The sequence below is a fragment of the Leptospiraceae bacterium genome (assembly GCA_016708435.1).
GTDB lineage: Bacteria > Spirochaetota > Leptospiria > Leptospirales > Leptospiraceae > UBA2033.
In genome coordinates this window covers 229,452-246,521 of sequence record JADJFV010000002.1, presented here as the reverse complement: position 1 = coordinate 246,521, position 17,070 = coordinate 229,452, and the positions used below count along the sequence as shown (strand labels likewise).

The 17,070-nt window shown below is 34.5% G+C and carries 17 protein-coding genes; 9 read left to right on the top strand and 8 right to left on the bottom strand.

Going from position 1 to position 17,070, the window contains the following annotated elements; all coding sequences use genetic code 11:
* The first annotated feature begins 159 nt into the window (after nucleotides 1-159).
* The 4 genes from IPH52_06570 (at nucleotide 160) to IPH52_06555 (ending at nucleotide 3,618) form a co-directional block, all read left to right on the top strand.
* On the top strand, nucleotides 160-429 hold the full coding sequence (locus IPH52_06570; protein ID MBK7054707.1) for a GIY-YIG nuclease family protein: 270 nt from the start codon (nucleotides 160-162) through the stop codon (nucleotides 427-429).
* Between the two features lie 109 nt (nucleotides 430-538).
* Nucleotides 539-1,024, top strand: coding sequence for a hypothetical protein (locus tag IPH52_06565; protein MBK7054706.1), 486 nt, complete (start codon nucleotides 539-541; stop codon nucleotides 1,022-1,024).
* Nucleotides 1,017-2,990 carry an AAA family ATPase gene (locus IPH52_06560; protein ID MBK7054705.1) on the top strand — a complete coding sequence of 658 codons (1,974 nt, stop codon included), beginning with the start codon at nucleotides 1,017-1,019 and terminating at the stop codon, nucleotides 2,988-2,990. The genes IPH52_06565 and IPH52_06560 overlap by 8 nt, the downstream gene beginning before the upstream one ends.
* Before the next feature lie 199 nt (nucleotides 2,991-3,189).
* Nucleotides 3,190-3,618: a hypothetical protein gene (locus IPH52_06555; protein ID MBK7054704.1), complete on the top strand. Its 429-nt coding sequence runs from the start codon at nucleotides 3,190-3,192 to the stop codon at nucleotides 3,616-3,618.
* Between the two features lie 219 nt (nucleotides 3,619-3,837).
* On the opposite strand, the gene IPH52_06550 is transcribed toward IPH52_06555, so the two are convergent.
* The 5 genes from IPH52_06550 to IPH52_06530 form a co-directional block, all read right to left on the bottom strand.
* Nucleotides 3,838-4,218 carry a DUF937 domain-containing protein gene (locus tag IPH52_06550; GenBank protein MBK7054703.1) on the bottom strand — a complete coding sequence of 127 codons (381 nt, stop codon included), beginning with the start codon at nucleotides 4,216-4,218 and terminating at the stop codon, nucleotides 3,838-3,840.
* 177 nt (nucleotides 4,219-4,395) lie between these two features.
* Complete coding sequence (locus IPH52_06545; GenBank protein MBK7054702.1) at nucleotides 4,396-5,445, bottom strand: MBL fold metallo-hydrolase; 1,050 nt, start codon at nucleotides 5,443-5,445, stop codon at nucleotides 4,396-4,398.
* 55 nt (nucleotides 5,446-5,500) lie between these two features.
* Nucleotides 5,501-6,136, bottom strand: coding sequence for a class I SAM-dependent methyltransferase (locus IPH52_06540; GenBank protein ID MBK7054701.1), 636 nt, complete (start codon nucleotides 6,134-6,136; stop codon nucleotides 5,501-5,503).
* Complete coding sequence (locus IPH52_06535; protein MBK7054700.1) at nucleotides 6,133-6,309, bottom strand: hypothetical protein; 177 nt, start codon at nucleotides 6,307-6,309, stop codon at nucleotides 6,133-6,135. The genes IPH52_06540 and IPH52_06535 overlap by 4 nt, the downstream gene beginning before the upstream one ends.
* On the bottom strand, nucleotides 6,306-7,526 hold the full coding sequence (locus IPH52_06530) for an MFS transporter (protein ID MBK7054699.1): 1,221 nt from the start codon (nucleotides 7,524-7,526) through the stop codon (nucleotides 6,306-6,308). The genes IPH52_06535 and IPH52_06530 overlap by 4 nt, the downstream gene beginning before the upstream one ends.
* Nucleotides 7,527-7,648: 122 nt before the next feature.
* On the opposite strand from IPH52_06530, the gene IPH52_06525 reads away from it, so the two are divergent.
* From IPH52_06525 to IPH52_06510, 4 genes are all read left to right on the top strand, one after another.
* On the top strand, nucleotides 7,649-8,605 hold the full coding sequence (locus tag IPH52_06525; GenBank protein ID MBK7054698.1) for a protein kinase: 957 nt from the start codon (nucleotides 7,649-7,651) through the stop codon (nucleotides 8,603-8,605).
* Between the two features lie 168 nt (nucleotides 8,606-8,773).
* Entirely contained in the window at nucleotides 8,774-10,780 is a 2,007-nt protein-coding gene (locus tag IPH52_06520) for a hypothetical protein (protein ID MBK7054697.1), read from the top strand.
* 160 nt (nucleotides 10,781-10,940) lie between these two features.
* Complete coding sequence (locus IPH52_06515) at nucleotides 10,941-11,837, top strand: cupin domain-containing protein (protein ID MBK7054696.1); 897 nt, start codon at nucleotides 10,941-10,943, stop codon at nucleotides 11,835-11,837.
* 135 nt (nucleotides 11,838-11,972) lie between these two features.
* Entirely contained in the window at nucleotides 11,973-12,728 is a 756-nt protein-coding gene (locus IPH52_06510) for a hypothetical protein (protein MBK7054695.1), read from the top strand.
* Nucleotides 12,729-13,190: 462 nt separating this feature from the next.
* Here IPH52_06510 and IPH52_06505 read toward each other — a convergent pair whose 3' ends face one another.
* Genes IPH52_06505 through IPH52_06495 form a run of 3 tightly spaced genes read right to left on the bottom strand, consistent with a single transcriptional unit; the run spans nucleotide 13,191 to nucleotide 16,346 of the window.
* Complete coding sequence (locus IPH52_06505; protein MBK7054694.1) at nucleotides 13,191-13,799, bottom strand: aminodeoxychorismate/anthranilate synthase component II; 609 nt, start codon at nucleotides 13,797-13,799, stop codon at nucleotides 13,191-13,193.
* Nucleotides 13,800-13,809: 10 nt separating this feature from the next.
* Complete coding sequence (locus tag IPH52_06500; protein ID MBK7054693.1) at nucleotides 13,810-15,186, bottom strand: anthranilate synthase component I family protein; 1,377 nt, start codon at nucleotides 15,184-15,186, stop codon at nucleotides 13,810-13,812.
* A 47-nt stretch (nucleotides 15,187-15,233) separates the two neighbouring features.
* Nucleotides 15,234-16,346, bottom strand: coding sequence for a hypothetical protein (locus IPH52_06495; GenBank protein ID MBK7054692.1), 1,113 nt, complete (start codon nucleotides 16,344-16,346; stop codon nucleotides 15,234-15,236).
* A 69-nt stretch (nucleotides 16,347-16,415) separates the two neighbouring features.
* Between IPH52_06495 and IPH52_06490 the strand changes: the two genes are divergently transcribed.
* Nucleotides 16,416-17,051, top strand: a complete 636-nt coding sequence (locus IPH52_06490; GenBank protein MBK7054691.1) for a hypothetical protein — start codon at nucleotides 16,416-16,418, stop codon at nucleotides 17,049-17,051.
* Nucleotides 17,052-17,070 lie beyond the last annotated feature (19 nt).

Below are 17,070 nucleotides of genomic sequence, written 5' to 3'. Positions count from 1 at the left end.
ACCTCACGCCTCACCCCAATTTTGTATAAGTTGGGGTATAATATAGAGTAACCCCCTCTCCATATCATCGGAATTCTATGGAGAGGGGAGATAAATTAAAGTCGTAGAGTCAGTCAATGACTCACTCGTAACAAACTCTCTTGAATAAGAAAGAAAAGAATGAAATTTTATGTTTATATCCTCAATTGTTTTAAGAATGGTAAATTCTCTTGTTATTATGTTGGACAAACAAATAACTTAAAGGCGAGAATTGGAGAACATTTTGATAGTGTGGTAGAGCATAATACTGATAAATTTGTTGGGAGATTTGATTTTGTTAAATTGAAGTGGTATACAAAAGTAGCTGCAAGGGCAGAAGCATTGAAGGTGGAGAAGTATCTTAAATCTCTAACTCATGAAGAAAAAGATAGATACATGGAGAATAATTAATCTTTTTGTTTTTATTTAGAAAAAACAGTTTTAATCTTAATGATCTTTTAAGAACACTATCAAATCAAGGATATGCCGAAAACGAGTAATTGGATAAAACCCATTTTAGATGAAAAAATCATTGACTAATGGCTTTAGTTTTCTTTTTCTAAATGAGATGAGCCAGATATTTAAATATAATAAAAAAAACTTTACAGTCAGTTTACCTGAGCAGCCTCTTTTAGAACTCTATACAAAATTAATTACTCTTGAACTTTTCTTGAAAGAGAATTTGTCGAGTTTTACTAGTCACGATCAGTTGAAGGATAAACTTATTGAATTTCTTAATTCAATTAACAACGGCACAGCGATTACTCCTAAAGGAGATTTAGATTTGCTTAAGAATTTATGGGTGTATGATCGAAACGGAATACCTAAGCAAAATAAAGATATTGGTAAATCAAGTTATCCTAATATAAGATACATAAGACATAACAGCGATTATCAGGATGCAATTGATACTTCTTCTGAGGATGATATTAAAGTTTGTTTAAAAGAAGTAAAACAAATTTATGAACAGTTAAAAGACAATTTAGGAAAAGAAATTTATGAATAATATTAAAAGTGTTTTAGACCAAGTAAAAAAACATTTCCCAAAGCAATTTAAAATAGCTTATCGTTTCCCATACACATTTCTTATTTTGACTCATCCAGATTTCACTGATGATGAAGAGGAAAACGAAATTAAGTTTTGCAATTTGTTAAACATTGAACCACAATACATTAGAGATATTAGTAATCTATCCCTCCTTAGTTTAGAATGTCTATCACAGGAGGATTTTGATAAAAGAGAAATCAAGAATAGGGGAACATATTGGTCTGAATTAAGAATAGAAGAAGAGTTAGATTTGCTTAATAAAACAAAGACTGAAAATGAAGACCCCTTAAAGGTTATACATTTTTTTGGATATAAAGGTGGTCAAGGTCGTTCTAGTGTTTTAACGGCTTTATCATTAAACCTAATGAAGTATGGTTGGAAAGTATTAGTAATAGATGCTGATTTTGAGGCTCCCTCCCTTGATCTTATTTATAACAAGGATCTTAAATTAGAAAACACTTTACTTGGATTATATTTGGGCAAAAAAATCAATGCAATAAATTATGATAGTAAACCATCCGGTGGTTCTATTGATATTATTGGAGCAAAACCATCTTTAATTTACAATGAGATGAGTGAATTAGAGGATGATTGGAGTATTGAATATTCCGGAATGACTTTGCAGGCAAATGTAAATCCTGCAACTATTCAAATACTTGCAAAAGGATTACAAAGTTTTGCGAAAGAGAATTTATATGATATTGTGTTAGTTGATCAAAGATCTGGAATGTCGATTTCCTCTATAACTTGGATAAATGAATTAATAGGACAACTAGTTCTTTTTACAAGATTGGATAATCAATGGCAACATTCTTATCAATTTTTAAAATCACTTGTTCTGAATTCTAATTCTTCTGACATTCCGATCATTTCGCAAAAGCCGTATATGACTAAAGATTTAGCTCCTATAGATAAAGATCATTTCGAAAGACAAAAAGAGGATTTAAAATTTTTATTTGTAAAGAATAAACAGATTAAGGAAGGGTTAGATATTGATGATATTTCCGTGGGGGATATAAATGCAAATTTTCTAGATTGGCAATATGATCCCTCTTACAGAGATAATTTATTACCTGATACCGAACAGATTTTAAGTGAGAATCTACTTGTATTACAAAAATTAAGGAGTATTCTAGAAATAGAATCCGATAAAAGTAAATTTATCAAACCTGATTATTCTGGGATAAAAGATGAAGGATTGCTTATTTTAACTGATGCTCTAAATAAACTCTTAAATAAAAATAATGATATTAATTACATTTATGGAAGGAAGGGAACTGGAAAAACTAAAATCTTTGCTGAACTTGTAAGTCGAAATTTAGCAAAGCCATTGATTGCTCAAGATGATTATTTTCTTGAAAGAAAAAATGCAGAGGGTATTAATGGTCGCTCTGATACTGTTAAAAATATTATTTGGTCATTTAATAAAGAAATTAAGAAATTAGAAAATTCTCGTATAGAAGATATTGATGGCTTAGTTGAAAACTTCTGGTGGTGCATTTTCTTGACGGCAATTGAAACTATTTCCAAACATGGAAGCTTGCCTAATAAAGTGTTTGAAGAAGAATTTAAGAAAAAATATGAAAACTTTAAGAAAGAGTCTTCAAATTATAGCACTAAATTAAAGAGTATTTTGGTATCTCAAGAAGAAAAAATTACATTTTGTATTGATGGTCTAGAAACGACATTTGATGTTTATTATATAAATTATTATGTTAAAGCACTTTACGGAGTAATGAATACAATTTTAACAGATTCTTATTTTGAGAAAATTCAAGTCAAACTTTTTCTAAGAAAGGATTTGAAACCAGAATTTATACAAAATTCAGAACAAAAAGATAGTATTGAATTAGTATGGACAGAACAGGCTATTCTAAATTTTTTGTTTCTAGACTTCTGGCTAAAACGGAAGGAAATTACTTGAGAGATATTTTATACAATAAAATAAAGATAAAAAAGATTCGTTTGATTTAGATATTTTAAGTGATACTTTAGGAAGAGCTGAATTACCAATTAAAGATTGCATCTCGATTTTAAGAGAGATTTTTCCAAATAAAATTGGAAGTGGAAATTCTAACATCGATAGTTTTTTTCTAAGTTATTTTACAGATACTGAAAAAAGTATGAATATACCTTATTATCCAAGGGTATATCAATCCTTTGTTAAGGAATTAAACAAAGATATAAAGCAAGGAAATAGTATAGACAATAAAATTATTATTCAGGTTTATAATAGAGTTGCACAAGACTATTTAGATAGCTTAAAACATGAGCTTAAATTTTTGTTAGAATTTGCAGAAAAAGAAAGTGAAAATGAAAAACAAATAAAAAAATTCATTGAATCATTTCAAGATGAAAGAACTCCTTTTGAGAGAATGAAATTGATTATTGCAATTAATAAAAAGATGGGGGGGGATGTTAGATTTAGAGAAAAAGTATCCAAAGCATTTGATTCGATGAAAAACATGGGCATTTTTGAAGAAACAAATAACAATAAGTGGAGAGTTGGGAGACTTGTAAAAGCAGCATTTAAAATGACTTATGATAGATAAATAGTAATTATCATATTAAAAAGTTTTTAGAAACTAATTTCGATTAGACGCTTTATAGATAAACTTTCTTTTTACTGGCACTCCAAGTGCTAAACGGATAAAAGGAATCAATTACAGTGCTAGATTTACGAAAGAGCTTAAGCTTGGTTCAATGAATTATTAGAATAAAGGTAGAGACGTAGCGCGCTACGTCTCTACTATTACAACAAATACAAAATTTTACAGAAAACCTTTTAACAGTCCCAACCCTGTAGAAACTAGACTACCATTATCACCTTCTGCCTTACCTTGTGGAGTGAGTTGATTCACTACAACTGGTAATAATGTAGAAAGCATTCCACTTAATTCTTTTTCAGGGATGCCTGTTTTTTGGGACAGGGAAGACATTAGATCAGTGCCTAACGCATCATTTAACTGATTCGCAGATATGGCTTTGTTGTCGCCAGTTCCAATCCAGCTTTCTACGTTATCTTCCATGCCTTTTTCTTTTATCGTATTGACCACAGTATCAAGCAAAACGCCCTTATCCCCACTATTAGAAAGAAGTGTTTTGGTTAGATTGCCGATTTCGGAGGAATTGTCTCCGCTTATTTCGTTCATTATTGTTTTTAAAAAATCCATGACATAGTTTAGAAAGTATTGAAAGGACTGCAATACATTTTACGCAAGCGGGGTTTAATTAGTTATTGTCGTGAACATCATCATCGTAGAGACGTTGCGCATTATGGAACGACCAGAGGGAGTGACATTGAGTTTAACGTCTCTACGATGATGCGGCTAATACTCGTGCACTTCGCCAGTCTTTACAATTCCTAAAAATTCCCCTTCATCTACAACAGGCTCTTCTGTGTAATGATACAAATAACATTTCTTTTTTATAACAGGATCAATTTTTCGAATTTCATCAATATGGGAATGAACACCACTGCGTGGTCCTGTTTCGCAATCGTGATAGATGATGTCAGCTGATTCATAGAATGGCTTCATGATTGGTGGCATGATATAGAGAGTATCCGTTGGAAAATAGATTTTCTTATCAGCGCTTTCAAACATCAGTCCGAATGACGGCATATATGAAGTTCCCCCAACTACGTGAGTGGATTCTACTGTATAAAAAATCCAGCTCTTGTCGCCATCGTTGATTTGGTATTCGAGGCTCTTAGACATAACGATTTGGTTGAAGAAAGTGTCGAGGGAAACATTCTTTACCCCCTGCAATGTATCAAGTCCTGGTTTTGCTGCATCCCAAAGATCGTCCAACACTTCTCTATGTCCCCAAAGATCAGGCTTACAATCAGCAGGAATTTTTTCTCTCTTAAATAATCTATCAGTGATAGGATCGAGTTGTTTTGGTTTACCTTCATCTTCTGTTCTACGTTTCTTTTCAGAAGCGAGCCAATCTGTTTTCTTTGAATTCCAAAAAGGATTGAATACTGTCGAAAGGGCTATTCCTTCTATGCCGCCGATATGATCTGCATGTGGGTGAGAACAGTAGTATCCATCAATATCGCCCATCTTGAGTCCAACATTGGCAAGGGAATGGCGTATATCGCTTCCAAAATCTAAAACAAAACGATATACGTCAGGCTTAACTTTACCCTGAGTTTGAAATTCTAAAAGGAAGTTACTCTGATAGCGGGGGAAGTAGGCACGAGTAGAATTTGTTTTTAAAATATTTCGAATACCGTTAATGGTGAGGTGTGATTGTGTGTCTTTTGCAGACTTGACTGCTTCTGCAATCATAGCTTCTACCTTTGCTGTTTCGATTACGTCTTTGTATGTGCCAGTGGCAAATGCTGAATGAACACCTAATGCTGTAACTTTCATAGAGGACTCCCTTTGCAAATTTGAAACGATGCAATTTTTTTGCTACAACTTTTATTTAAAATCGGAAAAACTCATAGAGAAAACCAGATTCGCGGTTATAAACTTTACTTTCTAGAAGGTTAAGGGATACGATTGTAAAATGAGGAGACATACTCTTTAAGTAGAATTTTTTATCTCGAACATGTGCATATGGATCAATAAAATCAAGCTCCTTTTTCATATACTCATAATCGACTTTTGTAGGCACAGAAAAATAAACATACTTACAAAGCCTTGAAAGTTTAGCGAATGCAAAGGAGACTTTGCTCGTGGGAATGTATTGGAAGATTGAATTGCAGATACCTAAATCAAGTGGCTTTTTGATTTTAGATTCATCCAAATCTTCTAGAGTAGTGCATTGAACGGAGAGAGAGAATTGCTTTATCCACTTTTGTTTTTTTAGTTTGTCGTTAGCCTCTTTCGAAGGGTCAATCGCTATTATCCGTTCTGGTTTAAATTCTCTTGCAATTTCTTTTAATAAAATTCCTTTTCCAAATCCAAAGTCACCGATACTTGCGACTTGTATTTCTCCTAAAGCTAAAGCACTCTTTAAATACTTTGCATGTTCTTTTGCATTGTCAACGCCGTCAATGATGGATTCATCGTCCTCTGCATACATAGAATCCCAGTATTCTTGGTTGAACTTACTCAAGTCTTAACCTTACACTTTGCACAAGTTCCGGTATAACAAGAAGTATCCTCTGATTGAATTTTCTTTTTGTTAAATAAAAGTTTATAGAAAAATGTCCATATAGGTTGTGTAAATTTTACCAGCGCAATCAAGACAATGCTATATACTAAATAGTTTTGAAATTCTAAACTCATTTAATTACCTCTTTTAATTTTCGACTGAATGGGAATGTAAAAAATACAACAAGAATTTCCAGACTACCAAAAAGAAGTGATAGAATGAAAAAAGAAGATTCAAAGGAGTAATTTGTTTTTAAATATCTCTCTAAAAGAGTAGAAGCAATCGGACCAAGCATAAATCCAATAGAGCCAACACCTGTAAACCCCGCCATCACACTCGCATTCATTCCTTTGGGTGACATTTGCGAAGCAAGCATCATCGAAGGCACAAACATGACTCCCGCACCTGTCCCACAAAGGATAAGCAGTGTGAATAATTCCAATTTACCGCTAACGCCTCCTGCAAATCCGAGAGAAATTCCATACAGTAAAGAGCCAATCATCATTAACAGAAATGGACCTGTTTTTCTAGCCAGTCTTGCAAATGGATAGGAAAATAAACTCATTGGAATTAAGACCAAAGAAAGATAAAGACCAACTTCTCCCGGATTGAATTTTAAATCTTCTCGAAGATGTAGATTGAAACTAGTTACAAAGAATCCAACTGTAAATCTGTCTATGAAATTGTAAAGATAGGGAACTAGAATTAGTTTGTTTTGTTGAAATGCATTTGACCATTTACTCAGTGTTATCCGCTCGTGATAAAAAAACTCATAGTCTTTTAACAGAAAAAAAGAAACGATTCCGATTAGAATCATGATGGTCCCCGCCACATAGAATGGGAGTAGGGGATTCTTCTTTCCTAAAATTCCCATCGGGGAGCCAATGCCTACACCTAGACTTAAAAACATTCCCGCGAGTCCCATTAAGATTCCCTTTTTATAAAAATGCTCATTGGTGGAATCATTTTCTCTATCTGCAATGAGAGAAAGTAAAAGTCCAATTACAAAAATATGGCAGACTCCTTCGAAGAAGCGGATAATCTGTAGTATCTGTAGGTTTTCTGCATTGACCAAAAGAAAAAAACTAATTCCATCTAGAATGGCAAATACAGAAATAAAATACTTTCTGTTCTTGAATTTATCAGAGAGAAACCCGGCAATCGGGGAAAATAAAAATGAGCCTAACATCGCGTAACTCATGAAAAGGGAAACCATGAGATTGTCCCCACCGAGTCTATCTTTTACAAGGTCTTTGAATACAGGAACGATCATCGTTACAGGAAGCATTGTAAAAAAAATAAGCGCTAGAGTTAATTTTGGAATTCGATTTGATGTAATTAACTGATTCATTGTGGGATATGATGATCCTTTGTGCAAAATGTATCTAAAACTTACAATAGATAAAAATTGTTTTAAAATAGACTGTCATTTATAACTTTGTAAAATCAGTTAGAATCGTCAGCAAGAATTTTATGAATATTCAGGAAATACGGGATTGCATCAAGGAAGCCGAGAACGGGGAAAAATATCCTCTCGCAAAGTTGATTTCGGGTATTGAAAAAAAATCTTCCTTTGCATTCAGAAAAATGCTTTTCGAAGAATTAACAAACAATCACGATCTCCGAAAAAATTCAATTACTATTGGTATTACAGGATCTCCAGGAGCAGGAAAGTCTTCCCTCATTGGAGAGCTTTGTCATGATTTCTTAAAAAAACAAAGACGAAAAAAAATGGCAATCGTAGCAATTGATCCATCTAGCAAGTTGAGCGGCGGATCGATATTAGGCGATAGAACTCGCGTCACGATACCGGCTCGCGAGAATCGGATTTTCTTTCGATCGCAAGCGAGTCAATTAGAACTAGGTGGAGTCAATCCTCATACCTATCATGTAATTCGTTTGCTAAGATATTTTTTTGATTACATCATTATTGAAACAGTAGGAATTGGACAAAATGAAACAGAAGTTTCAAAGCTTGCAGATTATTCCTTTCTCATCTTACAACCATTAGCCGGCGATGGAATTCAGTTTATGAAAAGTGGTATCATGGAAGTGCCTGACGCATTTATTATCAACAAATGCGACGAAAAGGAATTAGCCACATCAAGCTTTCATATGCTCATCAGCTCTCTCGAATTTTTAAAAGATACAATCAATGGTCACAATATCCCAAAGATTTTTCAAACCAGTGCTTTGAAAAAAATAGGCATCGACTCTCTTCTGGAGTTTATGATGAGTATTCAACAACAAAGATCAAGAGAAAATGAAACAAGAGAACAAATCGCAAAAATGGTCCACGCCGAATACGGAAACTTCGGACTCAGAGTTCTAAGGGGAATCTCTGAATTCAAATCTGATTTCTTTACTGGCCAGTATGAATTAGTCGAAGAAGAATTTAATAAGCAAATAAAAACTAAAATTACTCTCTAAGCATAAAGAAATTATCCTCATTCATTATACTTGTCCTTAGGCGCATTGCCCGCTTTGTATTCTTTGACTTTTTCATAAAACTATTCCCTATTTTATGTATTCTGGTTGAGTCTAAATGGATTTCAAAAACGTTAGACTAAGTAATAGTAACTTAATTCATTGTGACCTATGGTAAAATCTTTTATAATCTCGCTCATGATAGTAATTCTATACTTCGGCTGCAAAGAAGTCCCTGAACAAAAAACTATCTTCGCACAAAAAGGTATATTAGATTTAACTAATGTTTCTTTTCAAGAAACAGAAATTGTAAATCTAGATGGAGATTGGGATTTTTATTGGAAAAAATTTTTAAGTTATGAGGAAATTCTAGAAAATAAAAAAAAGCCTGATCTTTATTTAAAAGTCCCTGGAGTTTGGAATGGAATTCAAATTAAAGCTGAGACTCTGACCGGAGAAGGGTATTGCACTTACCATCTTTTGGTAAAACTTTCCCATAAATACGAAAATCTCGCGATTCGTATTCCCATCATCGAAACTGCAAATTCTGTGTGGATCAATGATACACTTGTATATCAGGCAGGAAAAGTGGGAAAAACAAAAGAAGAAATGGATGCGTATATTTTACGGGAAATAAAGCCTGTTACCCAAAATGCGCAGAATGAGTTTCACATAACGGTTCATGTTTCCAATTTTATGAACCGCACAGGTGGAATCGTTGGTATTTTTTATTTTAGTAAATTAGAAAATCTCTACAAGAAAAAAGTCAACGCTACAATATCAGATATGATTATTCTTGGAAGTCTTTTCATTATGGGAATTTATCATATTGCATTGTTCCTAATTCGCAAGAAAGATAAAAGTCCATTGTATTTTGGATTTTTCTGTATAGACTATACTCTCAGATTATTACTTACAGATGAACGGATTTTACTCACAACGTTTCCATCTATTCCATTTGATATAACATACAGGTTGGAATATCTTACTGCCTTTATTTTGTTACCTTTGTTCGCAGCATTCTTAAATCATTTATTTGCGGGTAAAATACATACTTACTACATTAGGATAATTACTGTGTTCGCTTTTGGTATAACCGCTAGTGTTCTATTACTTCCTCATTCTATCTATACAAGATTTTTACTTGGCTATGAAATTTTGATTCTCTTTTCTATTCCTTATTTATTGTATATCAACATTGCTGCTGTCAAAGAAAAGTTAGACGGAGCAGCGATTTCATTTTTGGGAGTTGTTTTATTGGCAGTTGGGAGTTTGCTTGACATTCTTCAAGTGGAACATTTTTTTTACGGACACTATGTTTTCCCTTTCACTCTTTTTGGATTTTTATTTTTTCAGGCTTTTTCTATTTCGACTAAGTTTTCGAAGGCTTTTGATTTATCTGAGCACCAAGCGATTGAACTTTCAGAACAAAAAAATACTTTAAGTGAGATTAATACAGAATTAACCGTTCTTCAAAAAGACTTGGAAGCAAAAGTAAAACTTCGTGGCGAAGAATTAGAAGTAATCTACAATCAAAACTTATTAGAAATACAAAAAGCAACAGATCTTGAAAAGGAAATCGCAGTTCACAAAGAAAGGCAGGAGCTATTCGTTGATATCCACGACAATCTAGGTGGAAAGTTATTATCTCTTTCTTTTTTATTAAAATCAATGGGACCCAACAAAGTTGTCAGTCGAGAATTAAAATTAAAAATTGTAGAAATAATTGATGAAATTTTAAAAGGACTTAGAAATCACCTACTTGCATTCGAAGATATTACTCTCATCGAAAAAAATTTTATGAAAGGCTTCACGAATTTTCTAGTGCGTCGTTATAGCACTGCCGAAAGAAAAATTAAAATTGAAATCAAGCCAAATGCAAAGCCGGAGCAAATTTCAAAAAAATATTATCGTCATCTTTTCAGCATACTACAAGAACTAATAAACAATGATTTAAAATATGGAGGAAAAACTACTCGGTGGATTATTGACCAGAATGAGGATTCAATCTCCTTTCAGATGATTGCAAATTCAAAATATAAAGTAGGAAAAGTTCAAGCGGGTAATGGACGTAAGACGATAAGAGAAAGAATAAAACAAATGCCATTCGATTTTTCTGAAAAATTAGAAAAAGGAATTTATACTTCTCAATTAACAATAAGTTTGTCGCAAAAATAATGTAAATACTTAGCATAACTTTTTACCATGCTTCAACTATCGCTCAGCACAGGCGCCGGCATTGAGTTGCAAAGAGTAATATGGGCATGGATTGGCTAAGTTTCTTAGATGACATTTTCAGGGTTATTTTAGATTGTAGCTAATAAACCAAGGAGCCTTTATGAAAAAAAAATCTCTAGCGCATAACGTAGCTTTATGCTTATTTGCATTTGCCTTTCTCTTTTCCTCTTGTAAAAAACAAGAGGCCTCAGACCCCACAGAACCAACTCTCGGACCTGTAGAGAGATCGCATATGGATGAGTTGACTGTTCAGTCTATGAAGTTTAGTAATGGAAAGTCCGTCGAATACAAAGTTCTTTTGGACAAGTCAGAAATAGTTACAGTTTTATTTCTTCTTAAGAAAGGAGAAGAAATTCCTGCACATTTTCATAAAGTAAATAAAGCTGTTTATATTTATGATGGAAAGGCAGAAGTATTTGCGCAAAATAAAATGAATCCAGTAGTGAAAGGGGATTCTCTTTATATACCGCAAAGCAGTGTAACCTCTATTAAGAATACAAGCGAGGAACTCACGAAAGTATTTTTCTTTTTTCCAATCGGATTTTTTAAAACTCTACCGTTTAATTCTCCAGAAGGCACAAGTCTTGATGCAAACGGAGATAAAATTCAATTGTTAAAAGAAGTAAATGTTCCGTGGGAAAATTGGGACGGAAAAATTCCTGCTGGCGGAAAAGTAACTCCACTGGCATGGAAAACAATTATCGACAATGACTCTATGGTTATGGGGATAACAAAGATTGACCCCAATAACGATGTAGACAGTCATTTTCACAAACCAACCCAAATCGTAATCTTCTCTGACGGAGAAGGGAAGACCCATATCGCAAAAGGTGAATACAAAGAAATCAAAAAGGATAACTACATTTATCCGCCAACCTACAGTGTTCATCACTCCATCAATACAAGTAAAACAGAACCACTTATGGAAGTTTATTTTTTTCCAACCGGACCTTTTTCTACAATCAAGTATCTCGGCAAAGGTAAGAAATTTTGGTAGGATAGGGAACTAAAGCATTAGAAAAGAATTGTGTAAAAGCAAAGAAAATCTTGTTTTTACGCAAGTCCTAAATAATAGATAAAGCTTGACTCTTTGATTTTTTTGTATAAAATGAAATTGAGTAAGGATATTACAATGAAAATTAAAAGCGCAGTCGCAATCATCTTCATCTTAGTAAATATTTCTCTTCTTTCCAAAAGTCGTGGAGGGGTGAGGATGAATATTACTGTTCCTCAGTTTTCATCTCCTTCTAGCAATGGAGTCTCTTATCCTGTAGCGCCTGGGCTCAATCCTTATTTTTATAATAGTGCGGCTTATGGTAATTTACTTCTCAATCAATACAATGCAAATGTAAATGCGATGAACGCGCGTATACCGCAACCACAATCAGATTTGGGTGCTCAGTATTTAGATAAACAAATACAAAAAGAAATTTCCGATGAAATAGCCGTGCAACCGATTCAATCTGGTCAGTCGATGCCAACGTATCGAATTACTAATATCATCGATCACGGGCGATCCGATAAGAATACAGATCCAAAATTTAAGAATGTGGATTACCTGCTTTGGAAATTTCAAAGCATAGAAGAGGGAAATGCAGTTCAAATAAAAGGGAATCAATTGGAGTTTGGACAATCGACCGTGTTTGCGGATAAGCCAGATTCGCTGCTAAAATTTGTTAGGCTAGAAAAGGAAAGTTACTTCTTGCTAGAGAGTAAGGCTAATGGTAGTTTGACCGGACTTCTGGTAAATGCCAAAACAAAAAAAGTAAATAAGGTGCAATGCACAAAAGTAAAAGATACTCTGAAGGAAAATTACGAGTATGCTATCATTGCGGAAGAAGGGGAGTTTTGGAATTATATAGCATTATTTGGAAATACAAAGGATTAAAAAACCTCCAGTAGCGACTGCACGAAGCCCCGAGTGACTATTGTCGGGAGCTAAAGGAGGTCGGTGATGCTCTTGGATTTGCAAAAGACTTTTTCTTAGAAAAGCTTTCATCCAAGAAAAAACCTAGAGCAGAGTCACCTCACAAGTCTCAATTGATTTTAAATTCACTAGACCACCTCCTTTCGTGTGCTTACAATCTATATAGTATATAAAAATTGTCAAGCGGTTTGAAAAAAAAGATTACCATGCGAAGGCCAATGCTGTCAAGTTAAGAAGATTGTGTATTACAGTCACCTCGAACATACGAAGGTGAAGGGCGCGACTAAGCGCAGGGCGGGAAAATCGTGAGAGGTCTATCTTGCTTAACACTATCGTTTTATTGCCAGATAGATTTCTCCATCTACCCATTTGCTTAGTCGCAAATCCAGCCGCCAAGCGATGTTCGAAATGACTGTAAAAGTGTTATCGAAGGTGAATAAAATTTTCCAACATCTTTTTTCCACCCTCTGTCGCAAACGACTCGGGGTGAAATTGGATTCCTTCGATTGGGAAGCTATTGTGCCTTAGCCCCATGATTTCTATACCGGCTTCTTTTGATTCTATCTTGGCTGTGATAGTGAGACAGCTTGGTAGAGATTCATATTCCACCACGAGAGAATGGTAGCGCATTACTTCGATGTCTTGCGGCAAACCAAGAAAAACCCCTCTCTCATCGTGTGTGATCGTATTTGTTTTGCCATGCTTTGGTAGATGTGCTCTTACTACTTTGCCGCCATAATAATGAGCAATCCCTTGCATTCCAAGACAAACACCAAGCACAGGAGTAGTTTTTCCTAAGTCGAGCAATACATCAGCGCATACTCCGAAGTATTCTTTGTCTTTGGAGTCACCGGGACCGGGAGAGATTATGATACGATCGTAGTTTTTTTGTTTGATTTGATCGAGAGTCTTCTCGTCGTTTCGAATTACATCAAATACGAATGGCTGTTCTAGATTTTCTAGAATTTCTCCCACGTATTGGTAGAGATTGTAAGTAAAGGAATCGTAATTGTCAATTAGTAATACTTTCATTAGCCGCTCCTTATAAAACCTTTCTAGAGATAAAAGAGTTCAAAACTTTTTCTTGAGCCCCGAGCTTGTTTTTGATTTCCTGGTATTCATTTGCGGGTAATGAGTCGTAAACAATACCACCGGATGCTTGCGTATAAGCGTATTCGCCGGATACAAACAAGGTTCTGATTGGAATGGCAAATGTGCAGTTGCCGTTAAATCCAAAATGTCCGAGGGCACCACCATAAGGACCACGTGGATTTTTTTCTACTCGCTGAATGATTTTCATCGATTCAATCTTAGGTGCGCCGGATAACGTTCCTGCGGGAAAAGAGGATGCAAGTCCTGAAAACATATCTTCTCCTTTCTTGATAATTCCAATTACTTCACTGGAAATATGTTGGATATGACTGTATTTTTTAATTTCCATAAGTTTTCTACATTTGACAGTCCCGAACTTTGCTACTCTACCTAGATCATTTCTATGTAAGTCAACAAGCATATTGTGCTCTGCAATTTCCTTTGGATCATTGAGAAGTGTGCGAGCAAGCTTAATATCTTCCTCTGCGGATAATCCGCGTTTGATGGAGCCGGCGAGTGGGAATGTCTCCATTTCTCCATTTCGTAATCTAAATAATAGTTCAGGACTTGCTCCGATAATTTTTTTGTCTCCGAATTTTACATAATACATATGAGGAGAGGGGTTAACATGTCTTAGCTCCATATAAATGGGTAAGGTATCACCAGTGATTTTGTATTCTGCCTTTAGACCAATTTGGCATTGGAACGTATTTCCTGCTTTTACTTCTTCTAATACTTCTGCGACTTTTTGTTTGTGCTCTTCTTCGGAGAAAGTATAACCGGTAAATTCAATCGTGGTCTTATAGGATTTGTCACTTATATTGTCTTGCTGGATAATTTCGTTTATCTGCTCTATTCTATTTTTTTCGTAATAGAAATAGAAAACTTCACCGGTCATTTTATCTAGAATGATTCCATCCAAATAAACTCCAAAGTGGAATGTGTTAAAATCTTTGTGTGTTTCGAGATTAAGACTTGGCTCGAAATAGTTCATTCCTTCATAGCAAATAAATCCAACAAGACCACCTGCATAATTGACAGAAAGAACGTCTGTTGGAATTACATCACGCAGCGCATAATAAGGATTGTCGCAGTGATATTCTTTGTCGTCAATGAATAAAGATTTTTCTTTTCCATACACAATATGTTCGGGATCGAATCCAAGAATCGAATACCTTGAATCGTAGCTTTCTTTTTCCATGGATTCTAAAAGAAAGCAATTTTCAAATTTCTTTTCTATCTTTTGGAATAGCTCAAAGAATTGAATATTTTCTTCTAGTCTAGTGTAGGTTGCCTTTCGGGGTAGTTGAATTTTTGGGATACTCATAAGATAATTGCTACAATATGAATTCGGACTTTTGAGGCAATTGAATTTTAGTCGTAAATCTCAATCTCTGTCCAGATTTGCCTAAATTTTTTATGAAATAAAAGCAATTGCATGTAATGGTATCTGTAAATGTTTTCTGATTTTAAATTTGTAAAATGGTATTTATTTTTTTTGAAGTAGTATAATTTATTTGTTCCGTAGTATTGCTTTGAGTCTTTGTCATACTGGATAAATTCATCTTTTCTCGCATTGAATAAAATTTCTGCAAATAAATCATCATAAGACATTTCTAGACATTCTCTCGCAATGTTACAGAATTTTTCTCTATAAATTTCATTCGCGAGTCTTTCCATTTTATAGAATAAGTATTGTCTGGATACTCCGTGTTGCACTTCCGGTGAGTAGATTGCGAAGGCAAATAAATTTCCCGGTGTCACTGTCGTGCTGAGAGTTCGCTTTAGCTTTAGAGTTGCAGCAATCGATGAAATAGTTTTCTCTGGTTTAATTTGAAATAGCCCGCTGTGGCTAATATGAACTATCCCTTCTTTTGAAAGGAGATAATCATAGGTAAGCGTAAGTTGCACATAACTCATGGTAGGATTTTTCTTGTTGAAAATTCTTAAAATCCCACTAGCGTTTTCTATATCAGTTTCTCCATTGCCGATTTCATGACCGAATAAAACAAATGTCTTTCGCTTTGAGATTTGCTCTTTAAACGAATGGAATTTTTCATAGATCGTAAACGATGTATTGCGCCGAATGCTTTTAAGAAGATTGAAAATATCTTTTGTTACATTCTTAGCCCCCGCAACACGCAAGCATATCGGAATAAGAGACAAATTAAGAGTAACCGCTCGTATGAGTTTTTTAAAAAGAGATTTTGTTTCGGATGGAAATTCTCTATCCCATAGATTCATTTGCACTGGGAAATAGAGTCTTGCTTTGATTGAAAATATATCAGCGAGATAGGCGCTCAGTAGCACATCTCTTTCTTCCACATTGTTTATAAAAATCGTAGTCGGGTAGGGTAGATGAAGTCTCGATTCAATTCCAGTATGTAAATAATACTTAACGTCTTTGAAAAAGAATTTGCATAAGTATTTTAGAATACTAGTTGAAATTCTACTCCTAAAATTTACACTCGAATTATAATTTTTCATTGAAATCAGAATCCTATTGAGCTTGCTATTTTTGGCAACTCATTTCTCAAAACTATTCAGGAGAGTTTTATGAATCGCAAGATTATTTTTACTATAGTTATTTTTATTCTAATGCAGTCATTCCATTGCAAGAAAATTTATCAAATGTATGGGCAGACTGTTTCCGGAGTTGAGCTTACCGACGAGAATATTGAAAAATACGTCAAAGCGGTCAAGGCATTGCATAAACTAGGTCCGAATCTTCCCGAACAACTTGCAGAGAAGGGAGATAGTGCGACTGGAATGGAAGTCTTCAATGAAATTGAAGGTGTAATTAAAGACGCAGGCTTCAAAGACTATTTTGAATTTGTAAAGATAAATGCAAAGGTTGCCTGGGCATGGAATGTTTCGCAGGGAGAAGTTGGAATTCAAAAATTTCAAATCATGAAAGACAATGGAATACGTAGAATGGATGAATCTATTGCTGATCCGCAAGTCCCCGAAGAAACGAAAGAAGAGCTTCGAAAAGCGAGGCAAGAGATACTAGCGAACTGGGAGCATAACAAGAAGTATGCGGACTTAACGTTAAATTTCGTTCGTCCGCTTACAAATGAACATGATTTAGAAATCATCAAGCGTCATCAAAAAGAACTCATGGAGGCATACACCGGTAAGCCAATTGAAGAACTAAGTGAGATTGATCCGAATCTATTTTTTGGAAAGTAGAGACTTTATAAAAACATAG